The following is an 18900-nucleotide window of genomic DNA, read 5'->3' as shown; positions in this document are numbered from 1 at the left end:
ATATAATCATCTTTCATTCGCATAAAAGTGGCATCGTGATCGATCTTTGAGTAACTGTTACGTTCGCCAAATTTCATGTCGTTTTGGTATTTTTGTTTGCGCTCCACAAAATCTTGAAACTGCTTGCGATATTGTTTCGGTACTTTGCGCTCTGAGCGAAGTTGTTTCCTTTCGTTTACATCTTCACTTGCTTCGATTTTTTTGTCATATTCTTCAACTTTTTCATCAAGCTTTTCAACAACCTCGGCGAGTTCTTGGATAGATAATTCCACTAAGTTTTCTCTTTCGATTTCTGGAATAATCTCTTTTTCTAATAATTCATCATACATTTGATTGGACTTTTCGACCAAAGCCGCACTGTATTTTTCAACGGCTTTACGCCAAACAAAGGTAAATTTATTGGCATTGGCTTCAATCTTGGTGCCATCAATAAAAATGGCTTCGTCGTCAATGAGTTTTTCTTTCACGAGCTGACAACGAAATTGCACGAAGCACTGGCGCAATAACTCTTGAACCTCGGGATGAACGCGGAAACGATTGATCGTTCGATAGCTTGGCTCATAGCCTTGTGCCAGCCACATCATCCGAACACTATCTTGGAGGAGGGCTTCGATTTTTCTTCCAGAAAATACGGATTGGCTGTAGGCACACAGAATAATCTTCATCATCATACGAGGATGATAGGAAGGACGACCCGTATCACGCAGGAAGGCTTCAAACGCTTCATCAGGAATCTGTTCGATGAGGTGGTGAATATGAAAGGCGATGTCATTTTCTTTTAATTTAATTTCTAAATCTAGGGGCAAAACCACTTGATTCATGTTATAATATTGAAACATAAGGATACCTCCGATAAGTAAATTGGCTATATTTTAATTTTATCAGAAGGTATCCTTATTTGACTTCTGAAAACCAATAAAAAAGAGTGGTACCTTCACCAACATGTTTTGGTGGGTACCACTCTTTTCAATTTAGCCTACTGGGTTTTGTCCCAGCCTCCCTTTTTTATGTGATGAGCGCCCAAGCCGGCGGCCGGCTCGGCGAAACAGCCGTTCCATTCAAACCGATGCCTTCCCGCTTCATGGGCGAAGATGGCACAAATTGCCGTACCCGCTTCCTATGCCGCCCATCCTGTACCGTCTGAACGTTGGCCGTTTACTTGCCGTAGACCGAATCGATGACCGTCCGTTTAAACGGTTGGCCGGAAACGGTCACGCCTTCCAAGTCGATCGTGACATTGCAAACGGCGCCCTTATCACACGACAGTGTCGCGGAGCCATCCGCCCTTCCCGTGACCGTCGAAGCCTTCACGGTTTGCGACGACTTTCCGGCCGCCACGCGATAGGTCACCTTGAGGGAAGCCGGCCGGACTTCATTTTTATCCACCGTGGGAACATATTGGATCTGGACTTTGGCGCCATCGTCTTGAGCTTGTGGCAATCGCTCGCGATCGACGGCGACCTTGTTATTGCTCTCAAAGACGGCCGTCAAAAGATAGGCGTCATCCGTCGCCGCTTGGAGAGCCAGCGTCCAGTTCCCCGCTTTTGGATCGGCTAACTGAACGACATGGTGATAAGCGCCGCCAAAAACCCCTTCGTCGTTTTCTTCTTGGGTGACGGTCGCCGCCGCCGTCAACGTTTTGCCGTCCGGATCGATCCAATGAACGTCCGCGAGCGGCTTGGTCGTGATAATGTCGACGGTCACTTTTTTCACCCGATCTTCGACCGCTACGCCGACGGTTTGCGTCTGCTTGGCGGGCAACGCCCCGCCGTGCACCCATCCGTCCGCAGCGATCGACCTTTTTTCCGATGTTTGCGCGCCGGTGCTCACGGTCGCCTGCGCCGTCCGTTCACCGGTGAGATAAGGTTCAAAGATCGGAAAGGTCACCCCCGTGTGGATCGTACTATGCGTCCATGACCCGACGGCAACCTCATGTCCATACGGAAGGCGGCTGCTTGCGACCGTCACGACACCGTCATTATCGCCGTATTGAGACAGATACATCCCTCCGAACCACGTCGAGGAAAACGCCGAGCCCCAATCCGTTCCGCCGAGGGTGTAAAATGGCGTATAGGCCGCTTCGGGACGGCTGTCGGTGATTGACCGGTAATAATCCATGTACCCGGTTTGCATGACGTACGTGCCGTCGCCCTGTTGACCGAGTAAATCGGCGAGCCAACCCGCCCAAAAACTGTAGGCGAGATCAGCGAGTTGCGAACCGTGGTGCGGACTCGACAGCGTGATCACGCGATCGACCAGCGGCCAGGCGCCATCATAGACAAGCGCCGTTTGCGCATCCACGCCGCCCTTGCTGTGGGCGATGATGACGATCGGTTTATTGTTAAAATACGACCGGATCTCACGAATTTTATCCGCCAACAGCGCGCCGTTATCCCACATGTCCGCGGAAGCGCCGCCCGCATCGTACAATTGGACAAACGCCGTCTGATAGCCTCGATTGTAGGCGGTATCATACATGTCGTTGTCGACCCACCACGTTTGGGCCGTGCTGTTCAATCCTTGGACAAAGAGCAGAATGGGCGCGTTAGGCTTCAAATTGGGCGGCGTGGCGCCGACGTACCATTCGCCCGGCGTTTCGTGATTGCCATTTCCGGATTCGCCAAGGATATCCACGCGATCGGGGCTTTTTACGGCTTTCGGCTCTGGTGCGCTGGCCGTAGGCTTGGCGCCGGTTGCGGACTTGGCTTCCGCGCCGTGGAACGCACCAAAGAAAATCATGAACCCGATGCCGAACACGATCAAAATGTTCAGCCTCCTCATAACCCTTCTCCCCTCTTTTGATAATGATCTCCATCACTACCTTACGCGCGACGGGATCCTTTAGAACCAATCATTACAAAGGAAGAAGGGCGGGCCGGCCGCCGCCGGCCCCATAATTCATCCGCTCAGACTTTCAGCCTCAAATGCGTTCCATCGCGAGGAAAGTCCTTTCAATGCGCGCTCAGCGAGCGTTTTGCGTTCCGATCCGGGAGCTTTTGAGCAATGAAATGATCGGAATGCCGGACGATGCGCAAAAAATCCCTGTTTGGCTTCGGTATCAGATTTGCTTCCCGACCACCATAACATAATGGCATGTCTAATCCGGCGCGCGTTTTCATACCTTCATCTATATGGAGGGAAAGACATGCGCGAGGAAACGCAAGGCAAAACCGCCGTGTTCATCGTTTTGTTTTTCATGTCGCTCATCTTGCACGTCCAATTTCCGGTGTTCACGCCTTATGCCGTCGCTTTAGGCGCCACCGGCGTTTTCGTCAGCATCATGCTAAGCGCGTCGTCCTTGACCAACCTCGTCGGCCATATCGCCGCCGGCCCTTATATCGATCGGATCGGAAAAAAACCGTTCATCGTCATCCCGCTTTTCTTGTCCGCATTACTCATGATCGGCTACGCGTTGATTCACGACCGGGTTCAGCTTTTCATCTTAAGAGTCATCAACGGCTTTATCCTGGCGTTTATCAGCCCGGCGTGTTTCGCCCTGCTTTCAGCCTACGCGAAAAATTCTCGCCAACAAGGGAAAAACATGGCCGTCAACGGGCTGATGGTCACGGCGGCCAACATCCTTGCCCCGCTCATCGGCGGACGGCTTGTCGAATGGTTCGCATACCGCGGAACCTATTGGTGCATCGGAACTTCCTTGTTTTTGACGGGGCTGATCGCCCTGTTTTATGTGCGCGAGGCCGATCCGATCGTCGTCCATCGCAAAACTCCGCCGACATTGCTTCAAACGCTCGGCGACCGCCGGACGGTGCCGGTCTACTTCATCGCTTTTACGCTGATGTACGGACACGGCACGTTGTTTTACGAGCTGCCGTTTCTCACCGTCGAACGGGGGCTGTCCGCCGGCGAAACCGGCACGTTGTTCAGCATGATGGGGCTCGGCACGCTCGCTTCACTCAGTTTGTTCTGGCTCAATCGTTTTTCCGCCGTTCTGAGGACCGGCATCGGGCTGTTTTTCACGGGCTTGTTATACTATCAGCTGGCGGCGGCGGTCATGGCGATCGGTTTCAAGTTCACGCTCTTTTTGATGGGGATTGCTTTTGGGCTGGTGTTTCCCGCCTTGACGACGTGGCTGGCGGAGAAGACGGATCAAGGCCGCTACGGTTCGGCCTTCGGCATTCTTTCAGCGGTCTTTTCCTTGGGCATGATCACGGCCACCCTGACGTCCGGCATGATCCGCCATACGACCTCTCCGTATTTTCCCGCCTTTCTTGTGACGATGGCGGGGGCCGTCTATCTCATCTATGACCATTTTAAAACAAAAGCGTGGGATGAAGCCATTAAATCCTCTTAATTTTTAAAAAACAAACCGAAAAAGCGAACGCGGTTCGAGCAGCGCTGAAACCGGTAGAGCCCCATGTTCCCGTTGCGCGGTTTCAGAAAACGGCGGCGACAAGCCGTGCGGGATGCCGAACACCCGCCAGCGCCTAGAAGTTCGAAACTGGAAAAGACGGTTTCATGTTGAGCGGAGCGCTGAAAGGCAAGGAAACAGGCGTGCGTTGACAACGGCAAGGTTTCCGTCAATTAAAAAAGGGTTGAACCCTAACGCCCATGTAGACTTTAGGGTTCAACCAGCCGCGGTTCACTGTCCTAAGCGATCGTAAAAAACTGGGGAATCACTCCAAAGCATGGATGTGATGATGGCCGTGACGCCCTTCGCCTTCATCCTCTAGGTCACAAAAAAGTTCCGGCTTGTGCGGCAAGCTCCCGTCTTCGAATTGAATGGTCACGTGGCCGATACCCATGTGCGCCAGTTCGTGTTCCATGCGTCCGAGCAGTTTTTGGGTTTCCGGCCAATCCACGGAACGATCCAAAACAACGTGGCAGGAAAGCGCGTTTTTACCGCTGGTGATGCTCCACACATGAAGATCGTGGATATCGATGACCCCGGGTTGGGAGCGCATGAAGCGAACGATCGCCTCCACATCAATGCCCCGCGGGACGCCTTCCATCAAGACGTTGACCGATTCTTTGATGACCCGCCAGGCGCTCACCAAGATCAAAACGGCGACGATAACGCTCATCAATGGGTCGGCCCAGTTCCAACCGAACCCCCAGATCAACAGCGCCGCGGCGATCGCGCCGACGGAACCGAAGAGATCGCCGATGACGTGCAAAAAGGCGGCGCGAACATTCAAGTTTTCGCTCGTGTCCCCTTTCATGAGGATATAAGCCACGAGCCCATTGACGATGAGACCGAGCACCGCCACGATCATCATGCCCGTGCTTTCCACGCCGACCGGTTTAAAAAAACGATGATACGCCTCAAACAATATCCAGGCGGTGATGACGAGCAGCGCCACGCCGTTAAACAGCGCCGCCAAGATTTCAAAGCGTTTGTAACCGTAGGTTTTCTCGCCGTTGGCCGCCCTTTCCCCAAGCTTAAAAGCGGCGAGCCCAACCGAAAGCGACACGGCGTCGCTCAGCATATGGCCGGCATCCGACAACAGCGCCAGGCTGTGGGTGAGCCAGCCGCCCACGGTTTCCGCGATCATATAGGCGAATGTCAATAGGAAACCGAAAAACAACGCTTTCTTGTTCGCATGATGAGCGTGGTTATGTCCGTGATGATGACCGTGACCCATGGCGCTCTCCTCCCCATTCTCTTTAAAAACGGATCGCTACCTTTATTTCATGAATATATGTTCATATATTGATTATTTCATAACGCCCTCCGAAACACAAGCCTTTTTTATGTTATGGATTCGTTCAAGAAATCATCATATCCTTCACCGCTTTCGCCTCCCGATGAGCGTCAACCTTGTCTGCCCATATTTTTTATGGTATGTATGCTTTACGAGACACGATTTTTAAGACAGGTGAAGAGCATGGGCGAACACCAACCGGAAAGCATTGATGATGAAACGTTGTATAAAGTGTCGCAAATTTTCAAAGCGTTGTCCGAACCGACGCGGATTAAAATCATGTATGTCCTGAATAAAGGGGAGCACTCCGTCAATCAAATCGCTGAAACCCTCGGCATGCTGCAATCGACGGTTTCCCACCAATTGCGCGTATTAAAAAACCTCCGCCTCGTCAAATTCCGCCGCGAAGGGACAACGATTTACTACTCCGCAGATGACGAGCACGTCTTTAAAATGATGGAACAGACGATCGAACACGCTCGCCACAATTGACCCGCCTCCAACCCATTCAAGCTCCGATGGCGCACCGGATCGGCCGGTTGTTATACCGGGAACGGTCAACCTCTTTCGGATCATAGTGCGGATAACCATGGGCGGCGATGGCCTCCTCGGGATCAGCACCCGCTCCTTCCGGTTGACCGACGGATCCGCGCGCTCATATCGTCGAGAAAGCCCGAATACGCCATAAAAAAACGATCGCCCGCGCGATCGTTTCGAACTTTATGTCGGTAAAATTTTGACATGGATTGAATGTTTGCGGAGCACGGCGCGGCCGCCGTGGAATTTCAGTTGAGCTTCCGATTGTCGTTTCCCCATCATTATATGGAATTAATCCTGCTTCCGTTACATCATCCTCGATGCCATGGCATTCTCTCAGGCTTCTTTGCAGGGGATGCCCATTCATTACTACGGATTCCACCAAACAAAAGCCATCTCGTTTGAAAGCCTTAGGTATTGTCCATTTCAGCGCCCCTCATCCTCTGTTCAATAAAATCAAAACGCCCGATCGCGTGCGGAAAAATTTGGCCGCGACCGGGATAATTGGAAAGCCCTGGACGCCGGTTGTAGCGGGCGCTCGCGCTATCCGGCCGGGAGCGCGGGCATTACCGGTAAATCGCAAACCGCTTTTCCAAGTGGTTTTGCAAGCCGGAGACGATGGTGCATAAAAACCAATAAATGAAGGCGACGAGCAAGTACATCGAGAGGGTGTCCAACGTCCGGCCGGCGACGATCTGCGCCTTTTGGAACATTTCCTGCACGCTGATGACCGCTGCCAACGACGACGATTTGATCAAGTCCAAAAACACGTTGCCCAAAGACGGAATAGCGACGCGCACGGCTTGCGGAAAGATGATCCGCGTTAAAATTTTCCGATACGGAAACCCCAAGGCTCTTGCGGCATCCCATTGCCCCGCGGGCACGGAGCTGATCGCCGCCCGGTTGATCTCGGCCATGTAAGCGGCGCTGTTTAGGCTGAACCCCAATATCGCCGCCGTCAGCGCCGATAATTCGATATGGATGACCGGCAGGCCGAAATAAAACAGAAAAAGCACCACGATGATCGGCGTGCCGCGCATGAATGAGATGTAAGCGCGCGCCGGCCAGCGCAAGACGGCAAAGCTCGATTGCCTCATCAAAGCCAAGAAAACGCTCAAGATCATGCCGAACACCATGCTCAACACCGAGATGAGCAACGTATTCCCGATCCCTTGAATGACAAATGGAAACGAGCGGATCGCGAGCGCCGGATCAAATAAATCCCCAATCGTCATATCCTCTCTCCCCTCCGAACCGTGCGGACTTCGGCAAAAGCCGTACAGGACGCCGGCGAAATACCGGCGGCACGGGCTCTTCCCGGTGAATGGCTTCACCTCAACCGATTGGATCGTTGAAATGGAGCCGTGGCGGCTGACTATGTACAATGGTCCCCCGGCATCCGGGCGCACGGCCCGACACAGCAAAAGGACACTCGGAAAATACTCGCCGAAACCCGTCGATCTATCCGAATCACAGGCGAAACCGAGCTCTCTGTCTAAACCGAAAATCACCGATTTGTTCCTGATCATCAACAAAAGACAGCCGATCCGTTTTCAGCGGCCTGAAACCCTGTCCTGTTCAGCATGCCGAATGAAAATCAGGCAACAATCCGTTGGCTGGGATTGTTGCCTCGCTGCTTATTTGTCCAATTTGATCTCCTGAATATGCATGTGCGGTTTTTTCGAGACGTCCGCGTGATAAAATTTCTTCGCGAGTTTGGCGAGCGTTCCGTCCTGCTTCATGGCGCGCAACGCCTTGTTGATATGTTTTTGCAATTCGGTTTGGTTTTTGCCCATGACGATGGCGGTTGCGCTCAAGTTGTATTTGATGTTCGGATGAATGACCAGATTTAAATTCGGATAGGCTTCCAACGCCAGCTTTTGCAGGTAATAGTCGTTCAGAATGACGTCCGTCCGGCCGAGCGCGACGTCTTTCAAATAGACGTCGTTGGTCACGTTGCCGTACGTGACAATGGTGGCGCCGAATTTTTTCGCGATTTGACTATAAATGCTCGTCGCGGCGCCGGCCGCTTTTTTTCCTTTTAAGTCCTTCAGACTTTTTATGCCCGAAAGGTCTTTTTTACGCACGATCGCCGTACCGTAAGAATATTTGTACGGAACCGAGAACGCAAACGATTTTTTCCGTTCGGCGGTGACGCCGATATCATTGGCGGCGATGTCGATTTTTCCGCTCTTGATGCTCGGAAGCATCGCGTCGAAATCCATTTCCTTAAATTGCGCCTTCAAACCGAGCCGTTTCGCGATTTCGCGGGCGACTTCGACATCGTAGCCCGTCAGTTTATTGGAACCCTCTTCGTGGAAGGAACTGGCGTATAACGTACCGGATGTGCCGATGACGAGCGTTCCCCTTTTTTTGATCTTGTCCCACCCATCGGCGGCGGATTGATTTTTGCCGTTGTCCGCCTGGCCGCATGCGGCGGCAAAAACGATGAGCAGACATAAAGATAACACCCATGCCAATGATCGTAATGTCCTGTTGCTTATCATGCTGTAGCACCTCATCATAAAAGATTCCTCAACAAGAATAACAGGACGGCGCCGTCTTGACAAACTTTAAAGCGCAACCCACAGCCTGACCAATGTTTAAACGCTTGTTTCATGGCCGTTTTGAGCGCATCCGAAGCAGCACTGTCACGGCAACCAGACGGCAATTAGTTTACATAGATGAACTATTCATGTATGATAAGCAATTGGTAATCATTTTTTGCAACGAGGTGTTCGGGATGACCGATCGGGACATGATGGTGTTCATTCGACTGATACGGGAAGTCTCCAAAAGCGTGCGCAAAACGTGGAATTTCAATCTTACCGGCCCCCAATTGCAATTGCTTGACCTTCTGGATGCGAAGGGGCCGCTTCGGATGTCGGAGCTCGCGGAAGAAATCGGCATCAGCCAGAGCGGCGCCACGGCATTGGTCGATCGCATGCTGAAAGGCGGCTATATCGCCCGAACGCGTTCGGATAAAGACCGCCGCGTCGTGTCCATCGCGATTACCGAGGCGGGAAAAGCGTTGCTTGAGACGTTTTCTCAAGCCCGCGATGAAGCGATCGAAAAGTTTTTCCGAAAATTAAACCCGAAAGAACGCGCGGTATTCATTCGCCTGTGCCAAAAAATGCTGGATTGAAATCGCATCATCCCCATCCGCCCCGCCTCCCGGACACCCGAATGACAAACTTTTGAGAAGGGAGATGAGGCAGCATGTCTATGAATACTGAATGCATCGATGAACGCAGCCAAACCGCGGGCGGACACCCTGCCTTCAAAAACATTTTCAAGCAGCCGCGAGCGGCCTGGGCGGTCGCCTTTGCCTGTGTCGTCGCCTTCATGGGCCTCGGCCTCGTCGATCCGATCTTGCCGGAGATCGCCCAGCAACTGAACGCCACACCGGCTCAAGTCAATTTATTGTTTACAAGCTATATGTTCGTCACCGGCGTGATGATGCTGATCACCGGCTGGCTGTCCAGCCGCATCGGGCCGAAGCGAACCTTGCTGCTCGGGTTGATCATCATCGTCATTTTTTCGGCTTTGGGCGGTTTGTCCGCGACGGTGAATCAGTTGGTCGGCTATCGCGCCGGTTGGGGATTCGGCAACGCGCTTTTTATTTCTACGGCCTTGGCGGCCATCGTCGGCGTCGCCAGCGGCGGCACGGCAAACGCCATTATTCTCTATGAAACGACGCTAGGCCTTGGCTTTTCCGTCGGTCCGCTCCTCGGCGGGTGGCTCGGCGCCATCAGTTGGCGCGGTCCGTTCTTCGGCGTCGCGGTCCTCATGGCCATCGGCTTTCTCGGCGTTTTGATGCTTTTAAAAAATACGGGGAAGCCGGAAAGAAAAAGCTCGATCCTTGATCCGATCCGGGCGCTCGGGCACGGCGGTTTGCTGTCGATCGGACTCATGGCGCTTCTTTATAATTTCGGTTTTTTTACCCTGATGGCCTACTCGCCGTATGTCCTACATCTCGATGAGCACGGTATCGGATACGTCTTCTTTTTCTGGGGCATTGTGCTCGCCATCTCATCGATCTTCATCGCGCCCAAACTTGAACGCTTCGGCACGAAAAGATCGATGATTGCCGTCTTGTTTCTGATCGCCGTCACTTTGATCGCCATGGGGCTCGGAGTCCGACATCAAGCATTGTTGATCGCTTGTGTCGTCCTCATCGGCGCTTTTTTCGGCTTGAACAATACGCTCGTTACGACCGCGGTGATGGAAGTGTCTCCGTTTGAACGGTCTGTCGCTTCGTCCGCCTACAGCTTCGTCCGCTTTGTTGGCGGTTCAGTCGCGCCGTGGCTTTCCGGGAAACTGGCGGAATGGTTTAACGCGCAAATGCCCTTCTACTTCGGAGCTTCGGCCGTTCTCCTCGGCATGGCCATCTTTTTTATGGGGAGAAATTACATGGAAGCCATCCGATGATTCTATATTAAAAACGGTCCGGCACCAGCGGACCGTTTTTGAATACTAGAATGGTGTTTCGGAGAAACGCGAGGGGGATCCCGCATCGGTGACTCGACCGCGTAACCATCCGGCCGCCCACCTGCCGATGCGTGATTCAGGTAATTTCTTCCGGTTTTCATCGCGCAAATCCTTGTCATGTCGCCTTTTTTCGCCGATTCTACGGACTCAATATTCTTCGACGTTTTTTGACAAAGCTTCATAGGCATAGTATGATAGACACTGCCACAAAGGGGAGGTTGAATGATGAGTCAAATCACAAAAGACAGAATAATTCAAAGCGTTCCTCAAAAAGGCTTTTTCGGCCATCCAAAAGGCTTAATGACGTTATTTTTTACTGAATTCTGGGAACGTTTCTCTTATTATGGCATGCGTGCGATCCTCCTTTATTATATGTACTACCAAGTGAGCAAAGGCGGACTCGGAATCAACGAAACGACCGCCGCCTCCATTATGTCCATTTACGGGTCCCTTGTGTATATGTCGGGCATTATCGGAGGATGGATCGCCGACCGCCTCTTGGGATCGAGCCGCACCGTCTTTTTCGGCGGCGTCTTGATCATGTTCGGCCATATCTGCTTGGCGTTCCCTGACGGCATCACCGCCTTGTTTATTTCCATGGCGCTGATCATTCTCGGCACCGGCTTGCTGAAACCGAACGTGTCGAATGTCGTCGGCGACCTCTATGATGATCAAGATGCCCGTCGCGATTCGGGCTTTAGCATCTTCTATATGGGGATCAACCTGGGTGCGTTTCTTTCGCCCTTTATTGTCGGAACACTCGGGCAAAAGTATAATTTCCATTTAGGTTTCGGCACGGCTGCCGTCGGCATGCTGCTCGGCCTCATCACATTTGTTGCGACCAAAAAGAAAAACCTCGGATTGGCCGGAGCGGCCGTCCCGAATCCGCTCAAGCCTGAGGAAAGGACAAAAGTGTTTTTCCGCATCGGCCTCGGAGCGGTCGTCATCGCGATTTTGGCTGCCGTCACCATTCCGACCGGCGTTTTGACGATCGACCGCTTTACCATGCTCGTCAGCATTTTAGGCATTGTCTTGCCGACCTGCTATTTCATCGTCATGTACCGGAGCGACAAGACGACCAAAGCCGAGCGCTCGCGCCTGTTGGCCTACATCCCGCTCTTCATCGCCGCCATTGTTTTCTGGGCGATCGAAGAACAAGGCTCGGTCGTTTTGGCGACTTACGCCGACAAGCGGACGCAATTGGATTTTGCGGGGCTTCATCTTGAACCCTCGTGGTTCCAATCGTTGAACCCGCTCTTCATCATCGCTTTCGCCCCGGTTTTGGCTTGGATCTGGCTGAAGCTCGGGAACCGGCAACCGTCGACGTCAAGAAAATTCTCGGCCGGATTGGTGTTTGCCGGCCTCTCATTCCTCGTGATGATCATACCGGCTTCCATCAACGGCACGCACTCGCTGGTGAGCCCGCTCTGGCTCGTGCTCAGCTTCTTCCTCGTCGTCATCGGGGAGCTGTGCTTGTCGCCGGTCGGTTTGTCGGCGACGACGAAATTGGCGCCGGCCGCCTTCTCGGCGCAAACGATGAGCTTGTGGTTCCTGTCGAGCGCATCGGCGCAAGCGATCAACGCGCAAATCGTCCGCTTCTACCATGCCAGCACGGAAATTATCTACTTCGGCATCATCGGCGGCATCTCCGTGCTTCTCGGCTTGATCCTCTTCCTGATCGCGCCCAAAATTCAAAAATTGATCAACACCGCCGATTGATCACTGATAACAAAAAACGGCCCGCCCCCAATGCCCTGGGGAAGCGGGCCGTTTTTTTATGCGGAAAGCAAGAAGTTTCTATCCCGTCATACTTTACAGCGGGCACCCGATCCCGGGTCCGTCTCCTTCAGATGCCCGCATCGGATTCCGTAGTCATGGGAAACCGCAAGTGGATTGTTCCGATCGGCCGACTCCATGCCTGCGGATTTTCAATGGCCGTATCGTGATTTAACGCCCGCCATTTACTGAGCCCATTAAGCGAGCTATAGAAAACTTGTCTGAGGCCAAGTTTCCCATTTACTGAGTCTTTTTCAGATACTCGTAAATGGCCTTGCCGATTTTGGCCATGGCCACACGGGCGGCCCAATCGTCGCAGTCCTTGGAAAGCGTCGTCACGGCGAGCGTGCGCCGGCCGACATAAAAAATCGCCGCATCATGGCGGATGCCGGTCATCCAGCCCGTCTTATTGGCCACCTCCCAGTCCCTTTGGGTGCCGACGATATCCTCGTCTTCATCGGGCAAAAATGCCGGGAGCCCGTCCCGCCATTGTTGTTTTTTCATGATCGCGATCATTTGCTCACACGCATACCAAGACACAAACCGGCCTCTGGCGATGGTCGATAAGAGCTTCGTCACGTCGGCCGCCGTGATCATGTTGCGGCCCGGCGTATCCACCGGAACCGTCATCAACTTATTGTAAAACGTGCTGTTTTCCATACCGAGCGCTTTCATCGCCTTCTGAATCTCTTCCGTTCCGACCAAATCGATGAGCATGTTCGTCGCCGTATTGTCGCTTTGAATGATCATCAACATGACATAATCGGCGATCGGCAGCCGGATGCCCGGCGTCAAGTGCTGGAGGACGCCCGAACCGCCGACGAGGTCGTCCTGTTTGAGCGTCAGAAAATCGCTGAGGCGAAAGTCGCCGCGGGCCGCCGCCGCATATACCGCCGCCATGATCGGCAATTTAATGATGCTCGCCGCATAAAAAGGCTGATCGCCGTTCAGCCGCCACGTCTCCCCGCGGTTCAAATCCTCGATGGCGATGCCCCAAGTGCCGCCCGCTTCCTGAACATGCTGCTCGATTTGTTGAATCAACTGCTGCATCCGCACCCTCTCCTTCTCGTTAAAAAGTAGCCTGTCGTGATGTCGCCTCATCAAAGAAGGCAGGCTTATTGCCTGGACTTTTACAAAAGGGTTTGCGGCGGACAAGCCCGCCTTCGCTCCCGTCAAAGCTTGGCGGCAGCGAAATGGTCATAAGCGGTCTTCGCCAATTCCGCAATCGTCTGTTCCGCTTCCCTGGCGGTCTCGCAGCCTCGCGAGAACACCGAAATCGCAAAGCCTTCGCTTTGATCGGGAAAATACACGATGCCGACATCATTGACGACGCTGCCGATCGTCCCGGTTTTGTGGGCAACGGTGGCCCCGTCCGGCAGCAAATACGGCAAGCGGTGGCCGAATTGCTGTTTTTTGAGAATGTCGATCATCGCCGCGCTCGCCGCTTTGGAAACGAGCCGGCCTTCCGCCAATAGCACAAGCAGCCGGTTCATTTCCTCCGGCGTGGACACATTGTTCGGCCGATCCATGTCGAAGATCGAACTATCCGAGCGATCGACCGGGTCTTCCAGCCGCTCTTCCAGTTCTTTATAGCGCGCTTCATTCTTCGGCTCGGGCGCCATGCCGACATACGCACAAAGCAATTCCCAAATCGTATGTTCAATCCGGCTGTTTTTGAGCCCGAGCGCCCGCGTCAACGCGTTGACGTTGTCTTTGCCCACCATTTCAAGGATTTTGTCGGTGGCCAGATTGTCGCTGACGATGATCATGAGAGTGGCCAAATCTTTCACGCTGATTTCCGCGCCAATATCGAAATATTGAAAGACGCCGGAGCCGGGAACAAGGTCGCTCTTCGAAAGCCGAATCCGCGTTTCGAGCGACAGGCGGCCCTTTTCAGCTTCGTGAAACAACGCGGCCAGAATCGCCACCTTGCACGAACTCGCCGTCTGGAACAACACGTCGCCGTTGATCGCAGCGGATTCCCCGGTTCCGAGATGCCGGACGGCCACCCCAAAAGTTCCCGGCTTATCCGCCAACACCTTTTCCAGCTTTTCCTGCAAAGTCATGATCGCTTTCCTTTCTCAATAAAGTGTGGAGTCCACCTATTATCAATTGGATACAAACGGGCGCCATTCCTGCTTGTCGTCAAAAGAATTTGACCTCTTGTCCGGAAGCCGTTTGCTTCCTATATATAAGGAGAGAAAGCGGTCTCAGTCATGTCCTTTCAAAAAAATGAGGGCGGCCTCGCTGGGCCCAAGCAAAAGACCGAACAAGACCGCCTCTTTTTTATTCATTTTTTCATCGATGCAAAGACCCGGGGCGCTGCGGCCGCCCGTTCATCCCTTTCCGGCGCACGGCTTTATCGGCGCTTCACGACGTCGACATCGCTCATCTTGACGAAAGCGATTCGGTGGTTAAAGGAAATTTGATAGTATGCCTCACTGCCTTTCACGACTTGATACGTCGAAGGCGCGTTGAAGAGCTTCGCATAGTAATAATCCGGCTTGATCGGCCCCGTTGCCACGTAGACTTGTCCGGCCGGAATTTGGTATTGCAAAGGCGTGATATTGACGACGGGGAGTCCCCCTTTTTCAAAAGCTGCCGCTTCGGGATAGGCGCCCCCATAAACGGGGATGGCATCCACGCCTTTTTTCGGCGTGATGAGCAGCCCCTTCGCGGAAACGGCATTTTTGCCGTGCGGATTATAAAACCACGCCTTCTGGCCGCCGTAATAAATGGCGGTCCAATCGCCCTTTTGATCCGCTTTGTAAAAGCTTTGTCCGGTCAGCGCTTTATCTCCCCAATCATCGATGTTCGTCGTCCCCGGGGCGCCGTCCGGATGCAAGGCGGGATCGCTGAGGAGCGGCGCGTCAAAACTCGGCGCGGTCCGCAAATACACAAAATTGGACGGCTGCGGTTCCAGCGCTTCGCCCCCATAGGTTAAAGGCGGCTTGTTTTTATCGAAATCGGGACGGATCGTCACCACTTGGCCTGATTTCTTGCCGCCTTTCGAATGGATCGGCGCGCCGAGCAGCTCGAAGAAGTGCGCCCAATCCCAATAAGCGGCCGGATCCCAATGCATCCGCGACTGGCTGGACGGCGTGAGCCCCGGAACGTTTTCGTGCCCTAAAATGTGGGCGCTGTCGATCGGAATGTCGTAGCGTTTCGCCAAGTATTTGACAAGCCGGGCCGATGCGCGGTACATCGTCTCGGTGTACCACGACGCCCCGTCGACGGCGACGCCGGCGTGTTCAATGCCGATCGAATGGCTGTTGATATACCAGTTGCCCGCCTGCCACGCCACGTCTTTCGGCCGCACCATTTCCGCGATGTGGCCGTCCGTCTCGCGGATGACGTAATGGGCGCTGACATACGATTGGCCGAGAAACGTATTGACGCCCTCTTCATAGCTGCCTTCGATATCATGAATGATGATATAACGGATATCCAGTCCATCTTTCGGGCGATTGGCGAGATCATAGTTGCCGTAGTCGGAAGCGCTGCCGGAAAACTGTTTATAGGCGGCGGGAATGAATTCGCAATCGAGGCCGCGCGGGCAATCGACATCGGTTTGTTTCGGTTTTTTCAAATGCAGCCGCTCCGCGGTCTTTACATTCGGCGTCACGTTTTGCGCCTTTAAGACAACGGTCTTCCCGTTCGGGAATGCCCGCTTCGCCCCGTGCCGGATGGTGTCGAACACATCTTCGGCAAATCCTTTCGCAACGCTCTCGACATCCGATCCGCTGTATTTCGCCACCGCACCGTACCAATCGGCCGGATTCTTCGGAAGGCGGCCGACCGTCTCGCGGGCGTACTTCGCGAGCAGCGCCGCCCCGGCCCGGATGTTCTGCACGGGATCGCTTTTTATAGCCGCCGGGCTTACGCCGGTGAGCGCGCTCGCCGCATCCAAGGTGTGCAGCGCGGGATCATCGGCTGCGGATTGGGTGATCGGTTCTCCTTTTGCGTCGACCGTCGAAACGCGGGCGACTTGCGTCAAATGCATGATGCCGTAACCGCCGGACGTGCTCGGTTTGCCATCGTGATGATCCCAGCGCGATTCGTTGTAGGCAACGGCCATCAAGACGCTGAGAGGCACGCCGAATTCTTTGGAAGCCCTTTCAAAAGCGTTCTGCAAATTAAGGGATGGGCGCGCCGCGGCAGCCCCCGGCTGCATGGCATTTGAAAGACTGGCCGGCACGGCCATCAAAGCGACCATGAGGACGGCCAAAATCATCAACCCTAAACGATAGCGTTTTTTCTTTCCCATGCGGTCTCCTCCTCTTTTTGAAGTGAAGGCGAAAGGGCGTCCGAGGCGATGTGCATCTTTCGAGACGCTCCCCCGCCCGAATGGTTAATCATCGTTTTCACCCTCGGGACAAAGAATTCCTTTAATGTTACAAAAGATGGGCCATTCCGCCTACCGCACGCATCCACGCCTTCGGCCCGCCGCCCGCTCCCTACGAAAAAAAGCCGCCGCGGCAAGCGAACCTCGCGCCCGGAGGCTTCATCCTCTCGGCATCTTTTCGCCCATATACGCCTTTCGTCATGCATCTTTTCGCCCTTTTTCAGGAGGGTGGCTGCCATGCCCATGCCTCCTGTGCGCTTCCGGTTACACGCTTGCCACGAAGCGGCTTGACCGCACGATGCCGCTCATGGGTTGCCGGCACGTCACCCTGTCGTATGTCGCCCGATCGATCGGCCTGCCGGCATGCGCAACCGTTTAATATAATTTTTTCTTATCTATTTTAATAAATAATATAAAATTTACTTATTCATCATTTCATCTATATTAATAATAGGAACGCGGTTGTTCCGCCACACCGGGCTGTACAGAAGACCCCACGACGGCGTTTTATAACACGCTTGAGAAAAAGCGGGATTACAGCCATTACCGCGCCTGGAAAAAATCCGAATGGCTACGGATGTTGGAGGCGCAAGGTTTCATCGTGCAAGAATGGCACCGCTTCGAAAAAACGTTCCGGTTTGACGCTTGGTGCGACCGCATGAAGCTGCCAAAGGCAGAAAAAGAAGCCCTCAACGAATGGATAGGCCAAGCGCCTGATCCGATCAAGCGGGCTTTCCGGATCGAAATCAAAGACAACCGCGTCGTCAGTTTCCAAGGCGAAGCGATGATCGCGAAAGCCGTCAAACGCGGTTAATATGGCGTTTTGGAGCGGCCGCCAAACGGGATGAATCACAAACCCGGTCTATTTTCTTCATCATGACTCCCACGGGACCGGTTGGATTGAAAAGTTCCCGTGGGATTTTCTTTAAATCTATTGGTTCCGCATGCGTACCGGCGGCCGAGTGGCAGATTTGCTCTTGGTGCGGGACCGCGGCAAATAAAAATGACTGAAAATATAGATTTATTGAATTCCCGCCGGTTTTGGTTGAATTCATGATGCTTTTCGTTGAATTTTCCATCGTTTTCGTTGAATTCGAGGCGGTTTTCATTGAATTCATCCGAAGTTTCATTGAATGGCGGCAGGCAGGGCAGCAACCCTCTATCAGGGCGCCACTAAAATTCATTTCATTGTTCATTAATGATGTAAATCTACACAAGATGCGTGTTTGCCTGGCCCTCATTGCTTTTACTAAAGGCGGGTTCCCCTCATGATGTGGCCACTCACTCTTCGTCAAACTCTTCTTTGCCATTCAAACCCATCTTTATGACGTTTTACGACCATTTGGCGGATATTTTCATCTAATCGGGGGGCTATCCGTTCGCCGCATCATTTATTTTTGAACGGAAAAGGGCCATAATGAATAAAACGAGCGCCGCGGCGATGAGCGCATAAAACGGCGCCAAGGAAATCACGTAAACCGCCCGGCTGCTGCCTTCGACAATTTTTGTATCAATTTGCAAGGTCAACCCGTGGAAACTCACGGGGTTTTTCGCGGTCATGGAAAGTTCAGACAGATACAACCGGGATGGGGTCAACCTTAGAAGCAAGTAGATATTGCTAATGAGCAGCAGAATCACCGATATGGCCAGCTTTTTCATAAACACTCTCCTCGTATAATAAGTTTCAAATCCATGGTTGATGTCAATTTCCAGTTCATTTTTGCACATTGACAAGTGAATATAGGTTTTGTATTCCGGGCTCGCCCGGAATACAAATTTCGGACTTGGACGCTTCGCGATGTTCCCGGATAATGGTCTTAGGATCGTTTGGGTCAATGCTTACTCTCCTTGTAGCGATGACTACTTATAAAGTCTGCATCCCCAGGTTCTTGCTTGAACGTCTAACCCGTAGGCCGTTCCTCCGGATCCCCGTGCTGGAAATGAGCAGTTCCAGGCAGCCCACGGACCGGATGAGTTCTCATACGCGAGGCTGATCGATCGGCAAGCCATCTGGGGATATCCCGAAGCGTCCGATTCCATCGATCCTAATACAGAAAGGAGGAAACGACATGCCCTTATTTGTCGGTA

General features: G+C 53.1%; 16 protein-coding genes. 6 read left to right on the top strand and 10 right to left on the bottom strand.

Translation table 11 applies throughout. From position 1 onward, the window contains the following. A partial coding sequence (locus CCB157_RS07775; RefSeq protein WP_143286968.1) for a transposase occupies nucleotides 1–839 on the bottom strand: 839 nt, incomplete at its 3' end. A 316-nt stretch (nucleotides 840–1155) separates the two neighbouring features. Beyond that, complete coding sequence (locus CCB157_RS07770) at nucleotides 1156–2781, bottom strand: esterase/lipase family protein (protein WP_077615349.1); 1626 nt, start codon at nucleotides 2779–2781, stop codon at nucleotides 1156–1158. A 364-nt stretch (nucleotides 2782–3145) separates the two neighbouring features. Between CCB157_RS07770 and CCB157_RS07765 the strand changes: the two genes are divergently transcribed. Next, a complete protein-coding gene (locus CCB157_RS07765; protein ID WP_158077246.1) occupies nucleotides 3146–4312 on the top strand; it encodes an MFS transporter in 1167 nt (388 codons plus the stop codon). A gap of 322 nt (nucleotides 4313–4634) precedes the next feature. Here CCB157_RS07765 and CCB157_RS07755 read toward each other — a convergent pair whose 3' ends face one another. Then, nucleotides 4635–5603: a cation diffusion facilitator family transporter gene (locus tag CCB157_RS07755; RefSeq protein WP_077615346.1), complete on the bottom strand. Its 969-nt coding sequence runs from the start codon at nucleotides 5601–5603 to the stop codon at nucleotides 4635–4637. 243 nt (nucleotides 5604–5846) lie between these two features. Here CCB157_RS07755 and CCB157_RS07750 point away from each other — a divergent pair, with 243 nt between their 5' ends. Next, a complete protein-coding gene (locus CCB157_RS07750) occupies nucleotides 5847–6155 on the top strand; it encodes an ArsR/SmtB family transcription factor (protein WP_077615345.1) in 309 nt (102 codons plus the stop codon). Between the two features lie 611 nt (nucleotides 6156–6766). On the opposite strand, the gene CCB157_RS07745 is transcribed toward CCB157_RS07750, so the two are convergent. After that, a complete protein-coding gene (locus tag CCB157_RS07745; RefSeq protein ID WP_077615351.1) occupies nucleotides 6767–7435 on the bottom strand; it encodes an amino acid ABC transporter permease in 669 nt (222 codons plus the stop codon). A 402-nt stretch (nucleotides 7436–7837) separates the two neighbouring features. Next, nucleotides 7838–8707 (bottom strand): transporter substrate-binding domain-containing protein, encoded by an 870-nt coding sequence (locus tag CCB157_RS07740; protein WP_077615344.1) that lies wholly within the window; start codon nucleotides 8705–8707, stop codon nucleotides 7838–7840. A 236-nt stretch (nucleotides 8708–8943) separates the two neighbouring features. On the opposite strand from CCB157_RS07740, the gene CCB157_RS07735 reads away from it, so the two are divergent. From CCB157_RS07735 to CCB157_RS07725, 3 genes are all read left to right on the top strand, one after another. Next, nucleotides 8944–9345 carry a MarR family winged helix-turn-helix transcriptional regulator gene (locus tag CCB157_RS07735; RefSeq protein ID WP_158077245.1) on the top strand — a complete coding sequence of 134 codons (402 nt, stop codon included), beginning with the start codon at nucleotides 8944–8946 and terminating at the stop codon, nucleotides 9343–9345. A 74-nt stretch (nucleotides 9346–9419) separates the two neighbouring features. After that, nucleotides 9420–10631, top strand: coding sequence for an MFS transporter (locus CCB157_RS07730; RefSeq protein WP_077615342.1), 1212 nt, complete (start codon nucleotides 9420–9422; stop codon nucleotides 10629–10631). A 285-nt stretch (nucleotides 10632–10916) separates the two neighbouring features. Beyond that, nucleotides 10917–12410, top strand: coding sequence for a peptide MFS transporter (locus CCB157_RS07725; protein ID WP_077615341.1), 1494 nt, complete (start codon nucleotides 10917–10919; stop codon nucleotides 12408–12410). A 297-nt stretch (nucleotides 12411–12707) separates the two neighbouring features. Here CCB157_RS07725 and CCB157_RS07720 read toward each other — a convergent pair whose 3' ends face one another. The 3 genes from CCB157_RS07720 to CCB157_RS07705 form a co-directional block, all read right to left on the bottom strand. After that, nucleotides 12708–13517, bottom strand: coding sequence for a serine hydrolase (locus tag CCB157_RS07720; protein WP_077615340.1), 810 nt, complete (start codon nucleotides 13515–13517; stop codon nucleotides 12708–12710). Nucleotides 13518–13639: 122 nt separating this feature from the next. Next, nucleotides 13640–14533 carry a serine hydrolase gene (locus CCB157_RS07715; protein ID WP_077615339.1) on the bottom strand — a complete coding sequence of 298 codons (894 nt, stop codon included), beginning with the start codon at nucleotides 14531–14533 and terminating at the stop codon, nucleotides 13640–13642. Between the two features lie 293 nt (nucleotides 14534–14826). Further along, a complete protein-coding gene (locus tag CCB157_RS07705) occupies nucleotides 14827–16734 on the bottom strand; it encodes an N-acetylmuramoyl-L-alanine amidase (RefSeq protein ID WP_238594634.1) in 1908 nt (635 codons plus the stop codon). 655 nt (nucleotides 16735–17389) lie between these two features. Between CCB157_RS07705 and CCB157_RS07695 the strand changes: the two genes are divergently transcribed. Further along, the gene (locus CCB157_RS07695; protein WP_077615336.1) at nucleotides 17390–17626 is read left to right on the top strand and encodes a hypothetical protein; all 237 of its coding nucleotides are present in this window, start codon (nucleotides 17390–17392) and stop codon (nucleotides 17624–17626) included. Here CCB157_RS07695 and CCB157_RS17275 read toward each other — a convergent pair. Both CCB157_RS17275 and CCB157_RS17270 read right to left on the bottom strand, forming a co-directional pair. After that, nucleotides 17613–18122 carry a hypothetical protein gene (locus CCB157_RS17275; RefSeq protein WP_143286967.1) on the bottom strand — a complete coding sequence of 170 codons (510 nt, stop codon included), beginning with the start codon at nucleotides 18120–18122 and terminating at the stop codon, nucleotides 17613–17615. The genes CCB157_RS07695 and CCB157_RS17275 overlap by 14 nt on opposite strands. Nucleotides 18123–18183: 61 nt before the next feature. After that, nucleotides 18184–18471: a hypothetical protein gene (locus CCB157_RS17270; protein ID WP_143286966.1), complete on the bottom strand. Its 288-nt coding sequence runs from the start codon at nucleotides 18469–18471 to the stop codon at nucleotides 18184–18186. Nucleotides 18472–18900: the final 429 nt, after the last annotated feature.

This window comes from Caenibacillus caldisaponilyticus, assembly GCF_002003465.1.
Taxonomy (GTDB): Bacteria; Bacillota; Bacilli; order Bacillales; family Sporolactobacillaceae; genus Caenibacillus; species Caenibacillus caldisaponilyticus.
Note: the sequence above shows the minus strand (reverse complement) of the source record. Positions and strands in the feature narration are given on the sequence as shown.